Genomic DNA, 17,956 nt, shown 5'->3' with positions numbered 1-17,956 from the left:
CTTCGGGGAGGCGGATGCCCACCCCCGTCGGGGCCGGAGCCCTGCAGTCCTAGGCCAGTTCGTCGAGGACCGTCTGCACGATCCGGTTGCGCGAGAGTCCGTACTTCTCGTGCAGCGTGGGCAGTGCGCCGGCGTCGAGGAACCGATCCGGCAGGGCGATCGGCACGATCCTGCGGCCGGCGCCCTGTCGGACAGCCACTCCCGCGACGGTCTCGAACAGCCCGCCGACCTCCGTGTGGTTCTCCAGTGTGACGACCAGCCGGTCCTTGCCCAGCTCCCGGAGCACGGTGTCGTTGTCGAAGGGCTTGATCGTGGGGGAGTGGAGCACGGCCACGTCGACGTGGTGGGCGGCGAGCTCCTCGGCGGCCTGCAGCGCCCTCATGGTCATGAGCCCACTGGAGATGAACAGGACGTCCCGGCCCGGGCGGAGCTCCTTGGCCCTGCCGAGCTCGAACGTGTAGTCGTACTCGTCGAGGACGGTGGGGACGTTGCCCCTGAGCAGGCGGAGGTAGGTCGGTCCCTCCGACGCGGCCAGCTGGGGCACGGCCTGCTCGATGTCCAGGGAGTCGCACGGATCCACGATGGTGAGGTTCGGCATGCCGCGGAAGATGGCGATGTCCTCCGTCGCCTGGTGGCTCGGCCCGTACCCCGTCGTCAGGCCGGGGAGCCCGCCGACGATGTTGACGTTCAGCCCGGGTTCGGCGATGTCTAGGCAGAGGAAGTCGTAGGCGCGCCGGGCTGCGAAGACCGCGTAGGTGGAGGCGAACGGGACGAGCCCGGTCTCGGCCATTCCGGCGGCTGCCCCGAAGAGGAGCTGCTCGGCCATCCCCATCTGGAAGAAGCGGTCCGGGAAGGCCCTGGCGAAGATGTGCATGTCGGTGTACTTGCCGAGATCGGCCGTGAGCCCGACGATCCGCGGGTCCTCCTCGGCCGCCCGCACCAGGGCGTGGCCGAAGGGCGCGGGCGCGGTCTTCTGTCCGGGGTCGGCGAAGGAGGCGATCATGGCGGAGGTCTTCAGCTTCGGCTTCACGGCAGTCGTGGTGTCGGGAGCCTCGGTGGTGGTGCTGGCGCTCATCGTGCGGCCTTTCCGTCGTGTCCGGTGGTCAGCTGCTCGCGGCAGATCTGCCATTCGTGTTCTTCGATGCGCATGAAGTGGGCCTTCTCCCGCTCTTCGAGGAGCGGTACCCCCTTGCCGACCTTCGTGTCGCAGAGGATCACGGACGGGCGCCCGGTGATGCCGGCGTCACGGGTGATGTTGTCCAGCGCCGCCAGGAGGGAGGCGGCGTCGTTCCCGTCCACGCGCTGGGTGTACCAGCCGAAGGACGCCCACTTGTCGGCGGCCGGCTCGATGCTCAGCACCGACCTGGTCGCTCCGTCGGCCTGCAGGGCGTTCATGTCCACCAGGGCCGTCAGGTGTCCCAGCTGGTGATGGTGGGCTCCCATGGCGGCCTCCCAGGTCGAGCCCTCGTCGAGTTCGCCGTCGGAGAGGAAGTTGAAGATCCTCGACGGTGACCCCTTCAGCCGCAGGCCGAGGGCCATCCCCACGGCGACGCCGAGGCCGTGGCCCAGGGAACCGCCGGAGATCTCCATGCCCGGGGTGTAGGACGCCATGCCGGACATCGGCAGCCGGGAGTCGTCGGATCCGTAGGTGTCCAGCTCGTCGACGGGGATGATGCCGGCGTCCGCGAGGGCGGCGTAGTGCCCGATGGCGTAGTGGCCGGTGGAGAGCAGGAACCGGTCGCGGTCCTCCCAGAGCGGGTCCTCGGGCCGGTAGCGGAGCTGGTCCGCGTAGACGGCTGCGAACATGTCGGCGGAGCCCAGGGCCTGGCCGACGTAGCCCTGCCCCTGCACCTCGCCCATGTTCAGGGCGTAGTGGCGTGCGCGGTAGGCCGCGGCTTCGACCCTGCCGATCCGGGTGCCGAAATCAGCCGTTCCGGTATCGCGGTTCTGCGTGGTGGTGGGTGTGGATGTCGGAGTCATGGGGTGCTCTTTCTGGTTCCCGGGGACGAGGTGCCGGTCAGACGTGCTGGGGTACGGGAGTGGATTCGGCGGCTTCGTCGGCGAGCCGGCGTTCCTTCGGGCCCCAGGTCTCGCGGGTCAGGACTGCCGCGACGAGGCCGATGAGGGCGTAGGTGGAGAAGAGCAGGGCCGGGCCGAGCCAGCCGAGCTGGATGTACAGGAGCGTGGTGATGAACGGCGTGAACCCGGACACCATGGCCGAGATCTGGTAGGCCAGCGAGGCGCCCGACGCCCGGGTCCTGGCCTGGAACAGTTCGGGGAACCAGGCACCCTGCGCACCGGCCAGGGAGTTCTGGCAGACGGCGTAGGAGATGACGATGGTGATCAGGACACAGATGAACAGGCCCGTGTTCGCCAGCAGGAACATGGGGATGCCGAACAGGGCGGCGAAGGCGCAGGACCAGATGTAGACCGGGCGTCGACCGACGCGGTCGGTGAGCCGGGCCCAGCCCATGGTGGCGAAGATGCCGATGGCCGAGGCGACGCAGAGGGAGGTCAGGGTTTCTGTCCGTGTCGCCAGTTCGGTCGTATTGAGGTAGGAGATCATGTACGTCACGGCGACGGCGTAGCCGGCTGTCTCGGCGACGCGGAGGCAGATGCCGCGGACGATGCTGCGCCAGTCCTGGCGGATCACCTGCACGATGGGGTTCTTCACGATATCGCCGTGGTCCTTGACGTCCTCGAAGACCGGGGACTCGGGGACCTTCGACCGGATGATGAGGCCGACGACCACCAGCACGATGCTGGCCAGGAAAGGAACGCGCCAGGCCCAGTCGCCGATCAGGTTGGCGCTGGAGAGGAACACCAGGTTGGCCAGCAGGAGGCCGACGGGGAATCCCGCCTGGACGATCCCGGTGTATTTCCCCTTGGACTTCCACGGGGCGTGCTCGTAGCTCATGAGGATGGCGCCTCCCCATTCGGCGCCGAACGCCAGTCCCTGGATGATGCGGACGACGACCAGCAGGATGGGGGCCAGGATGCCCACCGTCGCGTAGGTGGGCAACAGGCCGATGGCGAAGGTCGCGAGACCCATGATGATCAGGGAGGCGACGAGGACGGGCTTGCGTCCGACCCTGTCCCCGAGGTGGCCGCCGATGATGCCGCCCAGCGGGCGGGCGGCGAATCCGACGCCGAGAGTGGCGAAGGAGGCCAGGGTCGCTGTGACGGGGTCGGCGCCGGGGAAGAACGCCGGTCCGAAGTAGAGGGCCGCGGCGGTTCCGAAACCAATGAAGTCGTAGGTCTCGATCACGGCCCCGACGCCGGATCCGACGGCTACCTTGCGGGCGTCCTTCGTTCCGTGGACGTGGCCTCGCATCTGCAGAGCTTCGTTGCTCATCGTGCATCCTTTGTTGGGAGGGCTTGTTGACTGTTAACACTGCGTGGATCCAGTGTGACCTGCGGCACATTCAATGTCAACAGTCGACAGCAGGGGTGGATCGCGACGCGTGATTCCGCCCCTGATGGGGAGGGGCGGGTCTAGTGGATGTGGCTTCCGCCGTTGATGTCGATCGTGGTCCCGGTGAGGTAGGAGGAGTCGTCGGAGGACAGGAAGGCGATGACGCCTGCGATCTCCTCCGTCGTCGCGGTGCGGCCCAGGGGGATGTCCCGCGCCAGGGCTGCCTCCTGTTCCGGGGTGCTCCCCACCCGGATGTTCGTGTCCACGGCGCCGGGGGTGACGGCGTTGACCGTCACGCCGCTGTCCGCCAGTTCTCGCGCGAGTGCCTTGGTGAATCCCAGGATCGCCGCCTTCGCGGCGGAGTAGGGCACCTTCCCGAAGACGCCGCCGCCACGCTGGGCGGAGACCGACGACATGGTGACGATGCGGCCCCACCTGTTCTCGAGCATGGCCGGCAGGAAGGCCTTCGTCACCAGGTAGGTGCCGGTGGCGTTGACCGCCATGACCTTGTTCCACAGCTCCAGGGTCGTCTCCAGGAACGGGACGGGGGAGGTGATGCCCGCGATGTTGGCGAGTGCTCCGACGGGAGGGAGGTTGCCTGCGGCGACTTCGGCTGCAACGGCGTCCTGTGCAGCCAGGACGGAGGCCTCGCTGGTGACGTCCACCTCGTGGCCGAAGCCGGGGACGCCGAATTCGTTGCTGATCTCGGCGGCGACCTTCGCCGAGGTCTCGCCGTCCAGGTCCAGGACGACGACGGCCCACCCGTCCCTGGCGTAACGGCGTGCCGTGGTGACGCCGATCCCCCGGGGGGAGGTGGCTCCGGTGATGACGGCAGTTCGCTGGATGCTGGTCATGATGCTCCTGTGTTCGTTGTGGCGGGTTCTGGTTCTGGGGTGGGATCCGGGCGGCAGCGCCTAGGCTGCACCGGTCCGGAGGAGTTCCGAGATGTAGGCGGCTGCCGCTGCCGTCGCCCGGGGGCGCTGGTCGTCGTTCACGTCGCGGGTCTCGAGTTCCAGGGCGAAGCGGCCCTGATACCCGGCGTCGGTGAGTGCCCGGAAACCTGCGGCGAAGTCCACCTGTCCGTTACCGATACTCAGATTGATGTTGCCGGGCACCGCGTCCCGAAGATGGACGTGGCGGATCCGCTCGCCGAAGAGTCCTGCGAACTCCACCGGATCCCCACCGGAGGCGACGATGTGGCTGAAGTCCATGACGAGGCCGACCGACTCCTCGGGTACCGCATCGAGCAGTCGTCGGGCGCGATCGATATCCCAGCAGAGGCGGAAGAAGTGGGGTGCCTCGACCCAGATCCCGACGCCCGCCGCCTTTGCGCGGCCGGCTGCCTCGCCCAGGGCGGCGACGATCAGGTCCAGGTCCTCCTCGAACGACACCAGTGGATCGTGCGACTGGGCCCCGCAGGGCAGGACGAGCGCCGTGGCCCCGACCTCGGAGGCCAGGGCCAGGAGCATGTCGAGGTGGGCGCTCCTGTCCGCCCGCTCGGTGGGCGTCAACGGCGCATTGAGGTCGCCGATGTCCCCGTTGACCGACCGCACCCTCATGCCCGAGCGCAGGAGCTCGCGGCCGACGTCACCGACGGCCCGCTCGTCCAGGACGAAGGGCACGTGGTCGCACACGCCGGGAAGGGCGCCGAGATCGAGCTCGGTGAAGCCCAGCCCCTGCATGGTCCCGAGCGCGGTCGGTAAGTCCTGGTGCCGGAAGCTGATGGACGAGCACACCACTCGGGGATGGAACATCGGCGTTGATCCTCACGGAGACGGAACGGGACGGGACGTGACGTGACGTGAGGCACATTACGCATACTACTGTTGACAGTCAACATAGCGGCCCCCAAGGACCGAGGCGACGATTCCCGATCCGGCCCGCCCGCCGTGCGCCCACTAGACTGGGGTCACTATGGATCACATGCGCAGGCTCCGCACCCCGATCGTCTGGTTGGTCGTCGCCGCCCTCGTGCTCAGCATCGGCGCGGGCTTCTTCTCGGTCGTCTTCTGACCCTCGTCCGGCGCGGCGCATCGCGCTGCCGTAGCCGCCGGGAGGCCGTCGTGCCAGCGATCTGCGGAGTGTCCGGCGGACTTGTCCGGGCCATCCTCCACGCCTAGGGTCATAAGTAGGCTTAGCTTCAGGGCCGAGCCGCCAACCCAGCCAGGCGTCGACACGACGCGGGACCCGCATTCGGTACAGGGAGAACATCTATGACCTCCGAGAGCACCACAGGATCCACCGACCAGTACACCTTCCAGAACCCCGTCACCCGTTTCGAGAGCATCTCGCCGCCCCCCGAGCAGATGAAGGAGCCCGGGCTCGAGTCCGCCATGGAAGTCAAGGCGGACCGGGGGGAGACCTCCTACCGCGGAACAGGCCGGCTCCAGGGGCGGAAGGCACTCATCACCGGGGCCGACTCCGGGATCGGCGCCGCAGTCGCCATCGCGTACGCGCGTGAGGGCGCGGATGTCGCGCTGTCCTACCTCCCCGAGGAGGAGGAGGACGCCCAGGTCGTCAAGGGCATCATCGAGGCGGACGGCCGGACGGCCGTCTGCATCCCGGGTGATCTGAAGGACCCCGAGTACTGCACCTCCCTGGTGCAGCAGGCCGTGGACGGTCTCGGCGGGCTCGACATCCTCGTCAACAATGCCGGCAAGCAGGTGGCCGTCGAGTCGCTCGAGGACCTGACCGACGAGCAGCTGGACCACACGTACAAGACGAACATCTACTCGTTCTTCCGCGTGACGAGGGAGGCGCTCAAGCACCTCCAGCCCGGATCGGCGATCATCAACACCACGTCCATCCAGGCGTACGAGCCGTCGGCGACCCTCGTGGACTACGCGAGCACGAAGGCCGCCATCAACAACTTCACCAAGGGGCTCGCGCAGCAGCTCGCGCCCAAGGGGATCCGCGTCAATGCCGTTGCGCCCGGTCCCATCTGGACCCCGCTGCAGCCCTCGGGCGGCCAGCCCGCGGAGGCCCTGCCGGAATTCGGCAAGGACACCCCGCTGGGCCGCGCCGGCCAGCCCACCGAACTGGCCCCCGCGTACGTCTTCCTGGCGTCCTCGGAGGCGAGCTACGTGCTGGGCGAGACCCTGAACGTCAACGGCGGGATGCCCTCGCCCTGAGGAGCCCTCCACGACACGAAGGCCCCGGATCCTGAGGATCCGGGGCCTTCGTGTCGTGGGACGGTCGAACTCCTACGCGGCGCTCTCGAGGGCGTCGAAGTCCGCACGGTCGATCCTGCGGTGGTAGCGCATGCCGGCGAGCCCGCCGAGGATGGCGCCGAGGAGTGCGATGGCTGCCACCACGAGCAGGCCGATGAGGCCGGGTCCCGTGAGGTCCTGCGCCGACGGGACGCCGAGTCCCTGGAAGCGGTCGGCGACGTTGGCCTGGTTGCCGACGATGAGTCCGATGATGGTGAGCACGAGGGCGACGATGATGGCCCAGAGCCAGACCGCCACGCCCTGCTTGACGCCGCTGAAGCGGGCCATGCGCCCGGCGACGTATCCGCCGGCGAAGTAGGAGATCAGCAGGATCACGCCGAGGATGACGGCGGCCGTGATGCCCGTGGTCTGCGCCTCCCCGGAGCCGCTCGTGAGATCCGCGGCGGACAGGTCGGCGCCGGCGCCGAACAGCGCAGCCAGGGCGCCGACGAGGGCGGAGAGCAGTACGAACATCCCGGTGGCGGTGAGCCAGCCGAAGAACGCCGAACCGAACTTCATCCCGCCGAAGTGCTCCTTCTCGCGCTGGTGGAGCAGCTTGCGGTCCTCGAGCCCCGGGACGCCCGTGCCTGCCGCGGCCGCCCGCGGCAGGTGCCGTTCCCGGTCCCGGCCGTCGTCGCCGGACTCCGTGTACTGCCTGCCGGCGGCGACCGGGGCCACGTGCGTCTGCGCCTGCGTCCTCGGTTCCCGCTCCCGGTCCGGTGAGGCGTCCTTCGATGCGGAGATCGGCGTCTGCGCCTGCTGGCGGGTCGGGGGCGTGTCCGCGGTGCCCGAGTACATCCCCGGGACGTAGTCGCCGCTGGAGTCGTCGTCGGCGGAGTACCCGCCGGGCACGTAGTCGCCGTGCCCGCCGTCATCACCCGCGGAGGTGGCGCCGGTGGGTGTGCTCCCGCTCGCACGCGTGTCGGCGCGCCCCACACTGCTCGCGCCGGTGCCGGCGCCGGACCGGCCGGTGTCCATCAGTTCGGTCGGGTCATCGGTGCCGTCGGCCGCCTTCGAGCGGTCGCCGTCCGGGTTTCCTGTTGCCGAGGTGCTCATCGGTCCTCCTGGTGTTCGGGCCCGCAGGCTCGCTAAGGTGGCTTACTATTCCCCCCAGTATTCCACGGCGTGCCGCGGCGGAAGTGCGCCGGGACACGTTGCGTGGCGGGGATGCGAGACTGGGGCCATGGATCTACAGGTCTTCATGACGGTGGTGTGCGGTGCGCTCATCGCCGTCGGTATCGCAGGGGTGGTGGTCCCGGTGCTGCCCGGGAGCATCCTGATCATCGTGTCGCTGCTCGTCTGGGCACTCACCGTGACCAGCACCGAGGGGTGGGTGGTCTTCGCGGTCGGCACCACCCTGGCCAGTGCCGGCCTCGCGGCCGGGCTGGTCCTGACGGGCCGCACCCTGAAGCAGCGCAGGATCCCGGGCAGGTCCGTGACGATCGGGGTGCTCGCCGGGATCGCCGGGATGTTCGTGATCCCCGTCGTCGGCCTGTTCGTCGGCTTCGCCCTCGGCCTGTTCGCGAGCGAGTACGTGCGGCAGCGCGAGGTCCGCGCAGCGCTGACCTCGAGCCTGCACGCCCTGAAGGCGACGGGACTCGGCATCCTCGCGGAGCTCGCCCTGGCGTGCCTCGCGGGGACCACCTGGGTCATCGGGGTCTGGGTCTACTTCGCGACGACGTGAGCCCGGGGAGCGCTCCGAGGCTCAGGACTTGCCCGCGATGGACAGGGCGGCGACGATCAGTGCGAGGTGGCTCAGCCCCTGGGGGATGTTGCCCATGAACGCGTTGTCCGACGGTTCGATCATCTCGGCCATGATGCCGACGTCGTTCGCCAGGGGCAGCAGATCCTCCATGAGGTCGACGGCCTCGTCGTGGCGGCCGACGGCGACGAGTGCCGACACCATCCAGTAGGCGCAGGCGACGAAGGTCGCCTCCTCCTCCTGCATGCCGCTGTAGCGGTAGAGCAGGGGGCCGGCGCCGAGCTCGGAGCGGAGGGCGTCGATCGTGGAGGACATGCGCGGCCCGGTGTCGAAGCCGCTCATGGCGTGCAGGAGGATCGAGGCGTCCAGCTCCGTCGACCCGGGATACCAGACGTAGCTCTGCCGCTCCTCCGACCAGCCGTGCTCCTGCACCCAGTCGCGGATGCGGTCGCGTTCCGCCGCCCAGCGTTCCACGGGGCCCTGCAGCTGGCCGCGCTCGGCGAGCAGGACGGCGCACCGCAGGGCGTTCCAGCACCCCAGTTTGGAGGTGACGTAGTGGCGTTCCTCGGGCAGTTCCCACATGCCGGCGTCGCGCCGCTGCCAGATGTCGCACGTGAGATCCGCGAGGTCCGCCAGCTGCCGCATGGTCGCCGGGTCCAGTACGTGGCCGGCCTGCACGTACTGCCAGACGATGTCGAACACGTCGCCGAAGACGCCCAGCTGCAGCTGGCCCGCCGCCGGATTGCCGTCGACGACCGGCCCGTTGTGCCGCCAGCCTGTCGCATCGGGGCGATGCGTGCCCTCGGGGGCGTCACCGTTGAGCCGGGTGAAGATCTGCAGGTCGGAGCCCTGCGCCCGGAGATTCTTGAGCATCCAGGACACGGCCCCGTGGACCTCCTCGCGCAGTCCCGCGCGCGTCAGGGAGTGCAGCGTGTAGGCGGTGTCCCGGACCCAGGCGTACCGGTAGTCCCAGTTCTTCCCGCCGGCCGCGCTCTCCGGGAGGGATGTCGTGGCGGCAGCGGCGATGGACCCGGACGGGCTGTGCAGCAGCAGTTTCAGGGTCAACGCGCTGCGGAGGACCGCGTGCCGGTAGTCGCCGTCGTAGGCGAAGTTGTCGGACCAGGCCTGCCAGTTGCGGATGGTGCGGTCCACGCCGTCGTCGATGGTCTGCGGATCGGGGAGCGGGAGCGGCTCGCCGTGGGTGGAGACGACGGCGACGAGGTGCCGGGATCCCTCGGAGGTGGTGAAGGCGCCCTCGACGGACTGGCCCTCCGGCGGCCGCAGCCCATGGTCGATGCCGCGGATACCGAGCGCGACGGCGTCGATGCGCAGGACGGGATGGTCCGGGCCGTTGTCGAGCCAGGGGGACGCCGAGCCGAAGCAGGTCCCGGGCGTGACCGACCAGGCCATGTGCACGGACCCGGACAGTCCGTCGACGCGCCGGGCGAGTTCGCCCCACGGCAGCCGGCCCGCGACGCCCGTGTTCAGGGAGTCCGTGACACGGACGGTCCCCGTGGCGGTGGTGTAGGTCGTCTCGAGGACGTTGGAGCCGTCCGCGTACCGCCGCTCCACCGAGAAGTCGTCCACGGGCGCCAGCGCCATGAAGCCCTCGTCCGCGTCCAGCAGCCGGGCGAAGGCCGGCGTCGAGTCCAGGTCCGGTGTCGGGTACCAGTCGATCGAGCCGTCCAGTGCCACCAGGGCGACCGTCCGCCCGTCACCGATCGCCGCGTACGAGCGGATGTCGGCGAAGCCGTCCGCGTCCCTGAGCCCCGTGGTCATCGGCTCCTGCTCCGGCGCCGGGAGCTGCCTACCTGCCGAACCGGCCGTTGTACCGGGTCTTGTCGGCACGGGGCTGCTGGCCTGCACGGCGGCTGTTCAGCACGCGGGAGGCGATGACGGGGACCAGCGCCCAGAGGATCTTCTTCAGCATGATGCGTCCTTACGGTCGGGACCGGCGGAGACGATCACCACCGGGCATATTCATCATCCTACTTACTATTCCTCGCCGGCCCGACCCTCGCTGACGAACGCCTTCAGGGCGCGCAGCTGCGCCTGCCGTGCTACCGGGTTGAGGTACATCATGTGACCGGCCTCGTGGTAGTGGTGTGTGAAGCGGGCGCGGGCGGCGTCGTCGAGGTCCATGTGGGCCCACACGTACTCGGCGGCGAAGTGGGGCGTGGCGCCGTCGTGGTACCCGTAGTCGACGTGCACGCGGAGGGTGGGGTTGTGGACGAGCAGCCGCTCCAGGACTCCCGAGACGTCCACGGGTGCGCCCTCGAAGGTGCGGTAGCTCCAGGGCTGCACCCGGGCGGTGAGGATCTCGTAGGGGAGATCGTTCTCGTACCCGAGCTCGGCGCGCACATAGTGGTTCATGGCGGCGGAGTAAGGCCCCGTGATGGCCCGCATGCTCGGATCGTCCGTCGAGTCCGAGGACTGCAGGTGTTCCGGGCGGGCGGCGAAGCGCCCATCGATCCGCCCGACGGCGAGCCCTTCACCGCGAAGGATCTCCGCGGCGAACTCGTGGTAGGCCCAGCGGAGGTCCGTACGGCGGATGAATCCCTCGTCCAGGGTGGTGATGGCGTGCAGCCTGGCCACCACCTCCTCACGCTCCTCGGCGGTCAGCCGGTTGCCCTGGGTGAGGGCGTAGCCGAAGTCCCGGGCCGCGTACTCCTCCGCCTCGCGGACCACCTCGGTCAGCTCCCGGTCGCCGTGGCGGCCGTGGTAGTGGGCGATCGCCGCGTACGTGGGCAGGTGCAGCGCGTAGGGGAGGTCGCTGCCGGGGAAGAAGCGCAGGGTGGACATGTTGAGCACCGTGGAGATGAGTCCCAGCCCGTTCACCGCCATGCCGTACGCATCGAAGAGGCGCCCGGCCACCGCGACGGCGCGGAGCGTGCCGTAGGACTCCCCGACGAGGTACTTCGGAGCGAGCCAGCGGTTGTTGCGCGTGGTCCAGAGGCGGATGACCTCCGCGACGAGGTCCCGGTCCTGCACGAAGGCATGGAACTCGTCGGTCTTCTCGCCTTCCACCACGCGCGAGTAGCCCGTGCTCACCGGATCGATCAGGACCAGGTCGCTGGACTCGAGCAGGGAGTCGGGGTTGTCGACGAGACCGAAGGGTGCCGGGGTCATCGCCCCGACGTCGCCGGAATCGACGAGGCGGGGCCCGAGGAGCCCCAGGTGCAGCCAGACGGAGGCCGAGCCGGGGCCGCCGTTGAAGGCGAAGGTCACGGGGCGGCCGGGCTCGGCGTCCTGCTTCGTGTAGGCCACGATGAAGATCTCCGCCTTCGGCTTGAAGCCCTCGGACTTGCCGTCCTTGGTCTCCTCGCGCCGCAGCACGAGACGCCCGGTGGTGGTCGTGTACCGCAGGCCGGAGGGGGAGGTGTGCTCCCGGACGGTGAAGTCGTCGGACACGTCCTTGCCTCCGGGTGCCCCGGCGTCCTTCGCGTCGTTCGCGGTGTCCCCGGATGTGTCCTTCGTCTCATCAGCCATGGCTCGAGCCTACCGGTAGTTCGCCGAGGCAACGGCCTACGTGTCGGCGGGTGTCACCTCGCGACGATCCGCCGGTGCCGCGCCGACTGCGCCCGCGTCCTTGTCCCACACGCCGTTCTGCTGGGGCCTGGCGAAGAACAGGGCGGCCGCGAAGCCGATGATGATGACGATGGCGGGAAGGTAGAGCGACTGGCCCATCGACAGGGCGTACCCGGCCTTGGCCTCGTCAGGCAGCGCCGCGGACGGGGTGGCGCTCATGCCGCCGCCACCCAGGTTGGTCATGAGGCGCGACTGCATCACGGCCGCGATCGCCGCGCTGCCGAGGACGGCGCCCATCTGGCGGGTGGTGTTGTAGACACCCGAGCCGGCGCCCGCCAGCGACGGGGCGAGATTGCGGGTGGCCGTCAGGGAGACCGGCGCCCAGATGCCGGCGCTGGAGAGGCCGAGCAGTGAGACCGGCAGCAGGAGCTGCCAGATCGGGACGTCCGGGGTGAGGATCGAGCCCATCCAGAACAGTGAGGCCGACATGCCCGCGAACCCGGCGATGGCGATGTACTTGGGGTTGCTCCGCTGCACGTACTTGCCGACGAAGGGTGCGAGGACGCCCGAGATGACGGCCATCGGTGTCAGCAGGAGCGCGGCCTGGGTCGGGGAGAGCCCGCGGACCGTCTGCGCGTAGAGCATCAGCGGCAGCGTCATGGTGGTGATCGCGAAGCCCATGGCGGTGATCGAGGTGTTCGCCAGGGAGAAGTTGCGGTCACGGAACAGCGTGAGCGGGACAAGGGGCTCGCCGCGGTTGATCCTCTGCCACACCACGAAGGCCACGAGCAGGACGATCCCGGTGATGATCAGCGACCACACCGACAGGGGCCCGGCGATGGTGCCCCAGTCGTAGCTCTCACCCTCCTGGATGCCGAACACCAGGCAGAAGAGGCCGGCCGCGCTGAGGAACACGCCGAGCATGTCGAAGCGGTGCGACGTCGTCGGCAGGGTGGGGACGAGGCGGGCGGCGAGGATGAAACCGACGACACCGACCGGCACGTTGATGAAGAAGATCCACTCCCATCCGGCGGAATCGACGAGCACACCGCCGAGGATGGGTCCGACGAGGGTGGCGATGCCGGCGACCGATCCCCACAGGCCCATCGCGGCGCCGCGGCGCTCGGGCGGGAAGATACGGGTGATGACGGACATGGTCTGCGGCGTCATGAGCGCGGCGCCCAGGCCCTGCAGCACACGGGCGACGATGAGCGCCTCCACGGTGCCGGACAGGCCGCACCAGGCGCTCGAGAGGGTGAAGACCACGAGTCCCACCAGGTAGACGCGCTTCGGGCCGAACCGGTCGCCGAGCCGTCCGGCCACGAGCAGCGGCACGGCGTAGGCCAGCAGGTAGGCGCTGGTCACCCAGATGACGTTGTCGATGCCGGCCCCCAGGCCCTCCATGATGGCCGGGGTGGCGACCGACACGATCGTCGAGTCGACGAGGATCATGAAGAAGCCGATGACGAGCGACCACAGGGCCGGCCAGGGCCTCACGTCGTTCTGGGGCAGGGCAGGAGCCGCCTGGGAGGGGTTGGTGGACATGGGAGAAGACTACGCCCGGCCCCTGACACTCCCGGTCCTGATGCCCGCCCCGCGCGACTTTGGGCTAAGGCGCTCCTCGCAGGTACAGTGTTGGTGTTCGGAAGTGGTATCCGGGGCTTTAGCTCAGTTGGTAGAGCGTTTCGTTCGCAATGAAAAGGTCAGGGGTTCGATTCCCCTAAGCTCCACGGTTTCCGAGAAAGAAGCGAGGCTCCTGTTCCCAGGGGCCTCGCTTCTTGCGTCAGCGGCCCGAGTGATCCGGGCGACCCGGGCGATCCGGGCAGCCGGCGGTCCGGGCGGTCGGAGGGATCAGGACCCGTACTGGCCCACGGGGTAGGCGTCGGGTGCGCCGCCCTGCTGGGGTGCCTGGCCGAGCGGGTGGCGGGCCGCCTCGCGGCCGAGGTAGCGCGCGCTGCCGTAGGAGAGGACGAAGTCCATGATGGTGCTGAAGAACACGAGCAGGAGGACCGTCCCGACGCCCCTGCCGAACACCTTCGCGAGGTTGATCGAGAGCAGCACGACGAACACGATGTTCGCGACGGGGATGAACGCCAGGATGACCAGCCACGGTGAGAGTCCGGAGATCCGCAGCAGCACGATCATGTTGTAGAGCGGGACGAATGCGGCCCACTTGGGCTCGCCGGCCTTGGTGAAGATGCCCATCAGGGAGAAGCCGGCGATCAGGATGCCGAGGACGGCGCCGATGAGTCCGCCGAAGAGGCCGGCGGCGGCTGCGGCCGGATCGGTGGTGGTGGCGGTGGAGGTCATCGCCGGGAGCATGCCGGAGGCAAGGGCGCTGGTAAGTGTCATACGGCGAACCATACGGGGTTTTAATGAATTCGTGACGAACAGCGGATGACGGGTCCGTGTCGCGCCGCGGGCCTACTCCTCGGGGGCCTTCCGCACCCAGGGCCGCGCCGCGAGGATCCGAGCCAGGGGGCTGAGCCAGGACATCATCACGAGGAGGGTGAAGGTGCTGCTGAGGGAGGATCCGAGCGTCGTCGCGGGGAACAGCTGGTGCACTCCCACGAGGATGGCAGTGACGAGCAGCAGCTTCTTGACGCCGCCGAGCACATGGGACGGCACGGGCCGTGGCCAGGGCGTGAAGTCGACCGTCGTGGTGTCCTGTTCGTCCGCGCGCATGCCGTCCTCCTCCGCTGTGCCTGGACCCATTATCCCCTTGGTGGCGGAACCGTGGCGTGGATCGAGGGGATCGGTGAGGAGGGCCTCACCCCAGGACGGCCCAGCCGCGCGCCGGTAACCGCACCTGCCGCGCAGCGGCGTCGACGGCGCCCTGCCCGGCGAGCACCGATCCGGCGCCCTCGATGTGGACGCTCCGGTCTCCGCGCGAGAGATTGAGCGCCACGACCAGCGCGTCGTCGCCGTCGGCCACGCGGTAGACGAGCACCTCGTTGGACAGGTGCAGCACCTCGCTGGTCGCGCGGTGCAGCCACGGGTGGCGTCGTCGCACGCCGATGAGCTGCTGGTGCAGCTCGTACACCGGCCGCCCCACGAGGGAGAGGTCCTCCGGGGTGGCCGGGAAGAGCGGCCGCACGTCGTCGTCGCCTCCGGCCCTGTCCTCCTTGATGCCGCGGTAGCCCTGCTCGTCCCCGTAGTAGATGGAGGGCGTCCCGCCGACGGTGAACAGCACGACGACGGCGTGCGCCAGCAGGTCGGGGTCCTCGAGCCTGCTCGCGATCCGCGTGACGTCATGGTTCCCGATGAAGGTCAGCGGCGCGAAGGACCGCAGGAGCGCGTTGTGCCGTTCCAGCGCGGCGGCGAGTTCGAAGAGGTTGGCGTCGTTGAGCGAGCTCCACACGGCCTTCCACAGCTCGTACTGCGTGGTCGAGTCGATCCCGCCGCGCTGCACCTCCGCTGCGTAGTCGCCGTGGATGTACTCGCCCACGAAGTAGGCGTCGGGATGCGACGAACGGACACGGGCCGTCACCGCGGCCCAGAACGACGACGGGACGGCGTACGCCGCGTCGAGCCGCCAGCCGTCGGCGCCCCGCGCCAGCCAGTACTCCATGACCTCGACGACGAAGTCGGCGACGGCCGGCTCGTGGTGATCGAGCGCCACGAGGTGGTGATGGCCCTCGAAGTCGCGGTACGCCGGCTCCGCGCCGGCAGCCCCGGACCAGTCGAGGGAGAACCAGGACGCCGTGGCGGCACCGGGACCGTGCGCGAGGACCTCCTGGAACGGGCCGAACGAACGCCCCGTGTGGTTGAAGACGCCGTCGAGCAGGATCCGGAGTCCGCGCCGGTGCGCCTCCGCGACGAGCACGTCGAAGTCCTCGAGGGTCCCGAGCCGGGGATCGATCCGGAAGTAGTCCGTGGTGTCGTAGCCGTGCGTCTCGGAGGCGAACACCGGGCCGAGGGCGAGCCCCGAGGCCCCGAGGTCCACCGCGTAGTCGAGCCACGGCACCAGGGCCAGCAGCCGGTGCGCGGCCGCGGGGTCCTCGGTGGCGCTCTTCTCGGCGCCGGTGAAGCCCAGGGGGTACACCTGCCACCAGATCGCGTGCTCCACCCAGTGGGGCTCGTCCATGGTGATGCTGCCTTCCCTTGCGCGGGCCCGTCACGGGCAGGATGCCGGCGGGCCCCGGAAGGCAGCCGTGCCGCCTAGCCTACGTCGAGCAGGTGACCGCCCGCGGCGAGCTGCTGGACCTCGGCCGGGTCGAGCTGCGCGGCCTCGGCGATGTCGATGATGGCCGCACCGGCGTCGGCGGCCTGCAGGACCGCGGCCTCGAGCTCTCCCGTCAGCTGGTCCAGCTGCCAGTGGATGGACTCGAGGTCCGCTGCGGCGGCGGCGACGCGGTGCAGGGCGGGGGAGAGGGGGTAGGCGAGCTCCCTGGGCTCCTCGTGGGACAGCTGGAAGCCGCATGCGCAGGCCCAGACGAGTTCGACGTCGTCCCGGGAGGCCGGCTGCGACACCATGCCGTAGGAGGATCCGCGGTAGGAGGTCTCGCGCAGGGTCATGGGTTCGCCGCAGTGGAGGGGGGACCCCAGGGCGACATCTCCGGCACCGATGACATCAATGATGGCCTGCGTCATGGCTCTCTCACCTTTCGATCAGAAATAGGAACCACTCTGTTAACTAGTTCGGTAAACTAGTTATATGCGGGCTGAGCTACTTCTGTCCACTCCGGGAAACGAGTGGCGGTGAGGCCGAGAAAGCCCTTCGTGGCGGCGGCAGATCTCCGGTCGCCGAGGTGCAGGGCTCGCCCTGCAGGGCCCCGCACGGGTGTCCTGCGCTGTGCGGACGGCCGCTCCGGCAGGGCTACGCGAGGCGCCCCGATGGGGGCGAGGCCGTGCGCCGCAGGAGCCGCCCGCTCCTCCGGTACACCTGGGCGCAGAACACGCCGAGCAGCAGCACGTGCACGGCATCGCCGCCGTAGTACATCAGCTGTGCCGCCTGCTCCGTGTCCGCGGGCCGGCCGGCCTGACCCGCCGAGGCGTAGAGGTGTTTCGCGATCACGGCGTGCGCCGCGATGCTCGCGGTGATCACAGCACCCCTCACCCATGCCGCTGCCCGGTGCGGATCGGCGTCCACGCCGACGACGGCGTACGCGAAGAGCGCGCCCGCCGCGACGAAGTGGACATGCAGCAGGGGCCCGACCACGGGATGGTGGAGCAGGGTGAGGGCCGCGGCATCCCAGTACAGGAGGGCCATCGGGGCCGTGGTGATCAGGGCGGCCACCAGCGGGTGGGAGACCAGGCGCACGGGTGCCGACCCGGCGAGGCGCGTGAGGCGCCGCCCCACCGCCACGGGCACGGCCCGCAGGGCGGCGGTCATGGGGGCGCCGAGGACGAGCAGCAGCGGGACGAGCATCCCGAGGAGGAGGTGGACCGCCGTGTGCGCCGTGAAACTGCTGTCGGCAGCCCGGGCGAGGGGACCGGCCGTCGCCGCGAGGCCCAGCCCGGTCCCGGTCAGCCAGGCGGCGGTGCGGACGGGTGGCCAGCCGGTGCGGCCGCGCAGGGCGGCTGCACGTCCGGCGAGCAGGTAGAGGACCGCGAGCCCGAGCCACACGAGGACGACGGCGGTGTCCTGCGCGAACATGCCGAGGGCCCCGGTGCCGGCGTCGGCACCGCCCGGGTGGTGGGAGTCCTCAGTCATCGCGGGCCGGACGCCGCCCGGCCCGCCGGACGGAGCGGAGCAGGAACGCCCCTGCCACCAGGATCACCAGCGCGGCGCCGTTCCAGGCGAGGTCGTAGGGCAGGAGGTCCACGTCGTAGCGGATCTCGTGCAGCCCGAGGAGCTTGTGCTGCACCAGGCCGTCGAACAGCTGGAAGCCGCCGACGCCCAGGAGGATGCCGGCCAGCCACCGGCGCGTGGAGAGGGCGCCCCGCCGTCTCAGGTCGGCGAAGAGGAAGAGCGACGCCACGGTGGCGAACCAGCTGAAGGCGTGGAAGACGCCGTCGGACACGAGACCGGCGGCCTGCGTCGAGCGATCGTAGAAGTGGTGCCAGTGGAGGAGCTGGTGGAAGACCGCCTCGTCGACGAACGCGACGATCCCGCAGCCGAACAGGACGCCCACCAGCACATTGCGGCGCCCGAGTACG

Annotated in this window: 18 protein-coding genes and 1 tRNA gene; 3 read left to right on the top strand and 16 right to left on the bottom strand. The window is 69.6% G+C overall.

The annotated features are described in order from the left end of the window. Positions 1-49: 49 nt before the first annotated feature. The 5 genes from QFZ50_RS14170 to QFZ50_RS14150 all read right to left on the bottom strand — a co-directional run bounded on the left by QFZ50_RS14170 (position 50) and on the right by QFZ50_RS14150 (position 5,169). On the bottom strand, positions 50-1,075 hold the full coding sequence (locus QFZ50_RS14170) for a transketolase family protein (RefSeq protein ID WP_307085209.1): 1,026 nt from the start codon (positions 1,073-1,075) through the stop codon (positions 50-52). Next, the gene (locus tag QFZ50_RS14165) at positions 1,072-1,980 is read right to left on the bottom strand and encodes a transketolase (RefSeq protein WP_307085206.1); all 909 of its coding nucleotides are present in this window, start codon (positions 1,978-1,980) and stop codon (positions 1,072-1,074) included. The genes QFZ50_RS14170 and QFZ50_RS14165 overlap by 4 nt, the downstream gene beginning before the upstream one ends. A gap of 37 nt (positions 1,981-2,017) precedes the next feature. Further along, complete coding sequence (locus QFZ50_RS14160; RefSeq protein ID WP_307085204.1) at positions 2,018-3,355, bottom strand: MFS transporter; 1,338 nt, start codon at positions 3,353-3,355, stop codon at positions 2,018-2,020. Positions 3,356-3,495: 140 nt separating this feature from the next. Next, positions 3,496-4,269, bottom strand: coding sequence for an SDR family NAD(P)-dependent oxidoreductase (locus tag QFZ50_RS14155; protein ID WP_307085203.1), 774 nt, complete (start codon positions 4,267-4,269; stop codon positions 3,496-3,498). 60 nt (positions 4,270-4,329) lie between these two features. Further along, a complete protein-coding gene (locus QFZ50_RS14150; protein ID WP_307085201.1) occupies positions 4,330-5,169 on the bottom strand; it encodes a sugar phosphate isomerase/epimerase family protein in 840 nt (279 codons plus the stop codon). A gap of 459 nt (positions 5,170-5,628) precedes the next feature. Between QFZ50_RS14150 and QFZ50_RS14145 the strand changes: the two genes are divergently transcribed. Then, complete coding sequence (locus tag QFZ50_RS14145; RefSeq protein WP_307085199.1) at positions 5,629-6,546, top strand: SDR family oxidoreductase; 918 nt, start codon at positions 5,629-5,631, stop codon at positions 6,544-6,546. A 72-nt stretch (positions 6,547-6,618) separates the two neighbouring features. Here the strand turns inward: QFZ50_RS14145 and QFZ50_RS14140 are convergent, their stop codons facing one another. Continuing rightward, positions 6,619-7,680: a YrzE family protein gene (locus QFZ50_RS14140; protein ID WP_307085197.1), complete on the bottom strand. Its 1,062-nt coding sequence runs from the start codon at positions 7,678-7,680 to the stop codon at positions 6,619-6,621. A 127-nt stretch (positions 7,681-7,807) separates the two neighbouring features. Here QFZ50_RS14140 and QFZ50_RS14135 point away from each other — a divergent pair, with 127 nt between their 5' ends. Further along, positions 7,808-8,308 (top strand): DUF456 domain-containing protein, encoded by a 501-nt coding sequence (locus QFZ50_RS14135; RefSeq protein WP_307085194.1) that lies wholly within the window; start codon positions 7,808-7,810, stop codon positions 8,306-8,308. A 21-nt stretch (positions 8,309-8,329) separates the two neighbouring features. On the opposite strand, the gene QFZ50_RS14130 is transcribed toward QFZ50_RS14135, so the two are convergent. The 4 genes from QFZ50_RS14130 to QFZ50_RS14115 all read right to left on the bottom strand — a co-directional run bounded on the left by QFZ50_RS14130 (position 8,330) and on the right by QFZ50_RS14115 (position 13,399). Beyond that, a complete protein-coding gene (locus tag QFZ50_RS14130; protein WP_307085192.1) occupies positions 8,330-10,105 on the bottom strand; it encodes a glycoside hydrolase family 15 protein in 1,776 nt (591 codons plus the stop codon). Positions 10,106-10,133: 28 nt separating this feature from the next. Beyond that, the gene (locus tag QFZ50_RS14125; protein ID WP_307085190.1) at positions 10,134-10,256 is read right to left on the bottom strand and encodes a hypothetical protein; all 123 of its coding nucleotides are present in this window, start codon (positions 10,254-10,256) and stop codon (positions 10,134-10,136) included. 65 nt (positions 10,257-10,321) lie between these two features. Next, complete coding sequence (locus QFZ50_RS14120) at positions 10,322-11,815, bottom strand: S10 family peptidase (protein WP_307085188.1); 1,494 nt, start codon at positions 11,813-11,815, stop codon at positions 10,322-10,324. A 36-nt stretch (positions 11,816-11,851) separates the two neighbouring features. After that, positions 11,852-13,399, bottom strand: coding sequence for a DHA2 family efflux MFS transporter permease subunit (locus QFZ50_RS14115; RefSeq protein ID WP_307085186.1), 1,548 nt, complete (start codon positions 13,397-13,399; stop codon positions 11,852-11,854). 112 nt (positions 13,400-13,511) lie between these two features. On the opposite strand from QFZ50_RS14115, the gene QFZ50_RS14110 reads away from it, so the two are divergent. After that, a tRNA-Ala gene (locus QFZ50_RS14110) sits at positions 13,512-13,584 on the top strand. Between the two features lie 121 nt (positions 13,585-13,705). Here the strand turns inward: QFZ50_RS14110 and QFZ50_RS14105 are convergent. The 6 genes from QFZ50_RS14105 to QFZ50_RS14080 form a co-directional block, all read right to left on the bottom strand. Then, the gene (locus tag QFZ50_RS14105) at positions 13,706-14,206 is read right to left on the bottom strand and encodes a DUF5684 domain-containing protein (RefSeq protein WP_307085184.1); all 501 of its coding nucleotides are present in this window, start codon (positions 14,204-14,206) and stop codon (positions 13,706-13,708) included. 72 nt (positions 14,207-14,278) lie between these two features. Beyond that, the gene (locus QFZ50_RS14100; protein ID WP_307085182.1) at positions 14,279-14,539 is read right to left on the bottom strand and encodes a hypothetical protein; all 261 of its coding nucleotides are present in this window, start codon (positions 14,537-14,539) and stop codon (positions 14,279-14,281) included. 85 nt (positions 14,540-14,624) lie between these two features. After that, positions 14,625-15,941: an alpha-amylase family glycosyl hydrolase gene (locus QFZ50_RS14095; RefSeq protein ID WP_307085181.1), complete on the bottom strand. Its 1,317-nt coding sequence runs from the start codon at positions 15,939-15,941 to the stop codon at positions 14,625-14,627. Between the two features lie 74 nt (positions 15,942-16,015). After that, positions 16,016-16,447 (bottom strand): hypothetical protein, encoded by a 432-nt coding sequence (locus QFZ50_RS14090; RefSeq protein WP_307085179.1) that lies wholly within the window; start codon positions 16,445-16,447, stop codon positions 16,016-16,018. A 226-nt stretch (positions 16,448-16,673) separates the two neighbouring features. After that, a complete protein-coding gene (locus QFZ50_RS14085; RefSeq protein ID WP_307085177.1) occupies positions 16,674-17,510 on the bottom strand; it encodes a cytochrome c oxidase assembly protein in 837 nt (278 codons plus the stop codon). Next, positions 17,503-17,931 carry a DUF2243 domain-containing protein gene (locus QFZ50_RS14080; RefSeq protein ID WP_307085175.1) on the bottom strand — a complete coding sequence of 143 codons (429 nt, stop codon included), beginning with the start codon at positions 17,929-17,931 and terminating at the stop codon, positions 17,503-17,505. The genes QFZ50_RS14085 and QFZ50_RS14080 overlap by 8 nt, the downstream gene beginning before the upstream one ends. Between the last annotated feature and the right edge of the window lie 25 nt (positions 17,932-17,956).

Source organism: Arthrobacter agilis, assembly GCF_030816075.1.
Lineage (GTDB): Bacteria > Actinomycetota > Actinomycetes > Actinomycetales > Micrococcaceae > Arthrobacter_D > Arthrobacter_D agilis_E.
The sequence above is the reverse complement of the archived record's forward strand: the minus strand, read 5'-3'. Positions and strand labels throughout refer to the sequence as shown.

Bases quoted from the DNA above. Each gene is read 5' to 3' on its own strand.
- QFZ50_RS14145 (WP_307085199.1), top strand. From the start codon at position 5,629: ATGACCTCCGAGAGCACCACAGGATCCACCGACCAGTACACCTTCCAG.
- QFZ50_RS14100 (WP_307085182.1), bottom strand. From the start codon at position 14,539: ATGCGCGCGGACGAACAGGACACCACGACGGTCGACTTCACGCCCTGG.
- QFZ50_RS14120 (WP_307085188.1), bottom strand. From the start codon at position 11,815: ATGGCTGATGAGACGAAGGACACATCCGGGGACACCGCGAACGACGCG.
- QFZ50_RS14140 (WP_307085197.1), bottom strand. From the start codon at position 7,680: ATGAGCACCTCGGCAACAGGAAACCCGGACGGCGACCGCTCGAAGGCG.
- QFZ50_RS14115 (WP_307085186.1), bottom strand. From the start codon at position 13,399: ATGTCCACCAACCCCTCCCAGGCGGCTCCTGCCCTGCCCCAGAACGAC.
- QFZ50_RS14135 (WP_307085194.1), top strand. From the start codon at position 7,808: ATGGATCTACAGGTCTTCATGACGGTGGTGTGCGGTGCGCTCATCGCC.
- QFZ50_RS14105 (WP_307085184.1), bottom strand. From the start codon at position 14,206: ATGACACTTACCAGCGCCCTTGCCTCCGGCATGCTCCCGGCGATGACC.
- QFZ50_RS14090 (WP_307085179.1), bottom strand. From the start codon at position 16,447: ATGACGCAGGCCATCATTGATGTCATCGGTGCCGGAGATGTCGCCCTG.
- QFZ50_RS14085 (WP_307085177.1), bottom strand. From the start codon at position 17,510: ATGACTGAGGACTCCCACCACCCGGGCGGTGCCGACGCCGGCACCGGG.
- QFZ50_RS14150 (WP_307085201.1), bottom strand. From the start codon at position 5,169: ATGTTCCATCCCCGAGTGGTGTGCTCGTCCATCAGCTTCCGGCACCAG.
- QFZ50_RS14155 (WP_307085203.1), bottom strand. From the start codon at position 4,269: ATGACCAGCATCCAGCGAACTGCCGTCATCACCGGAGCCACCTCCCCC.
- QFZ50_RS14125 (WP_307085190.1), bottom strand. From the start codon at position 10,256: ATGCTGAAGAAGATCCTCTGGGCGCTGGTCCCCGTCATCGCCTCCCGC.
- QFZ50_RS14130 (WP_307085192.1), bottom strand. From the start codon at position 10,105: ATGACCACGGGGCTCAGGGACGCGGACGGCTTCGCCGACATCCGCTCG.
- QFZ50_RS14170 (WP_307085209.1), bottom strand. From the start codon at position 1,075: ATGAGCGCCAGCACCACCACCGAGGCTCCCGACACCACGACTGCCGTG.
- QFZ50_RS14165 (WP_307085206.1), bottom strand. From the start codon at position 1,980: ATGACTCCGACATCCACACCCACCACCACGCAGAACCGCGATACCGGA.
- QFZ50_RS14160 (WP_307085204.1), bottom strand. From the start codon at position 3,355: ATGAGCAACGAAGCTCTGCAGATGCGAGGCCACGTCCACGGAACGAAG.
- QFZ50_RS14095 (WP_307085181.1), bottom strand. From the start codon at position 15,941: ATGGACGAGCCCCACTGGGTGGAGCACGCGATCTGGTGGCAGGTGTAC.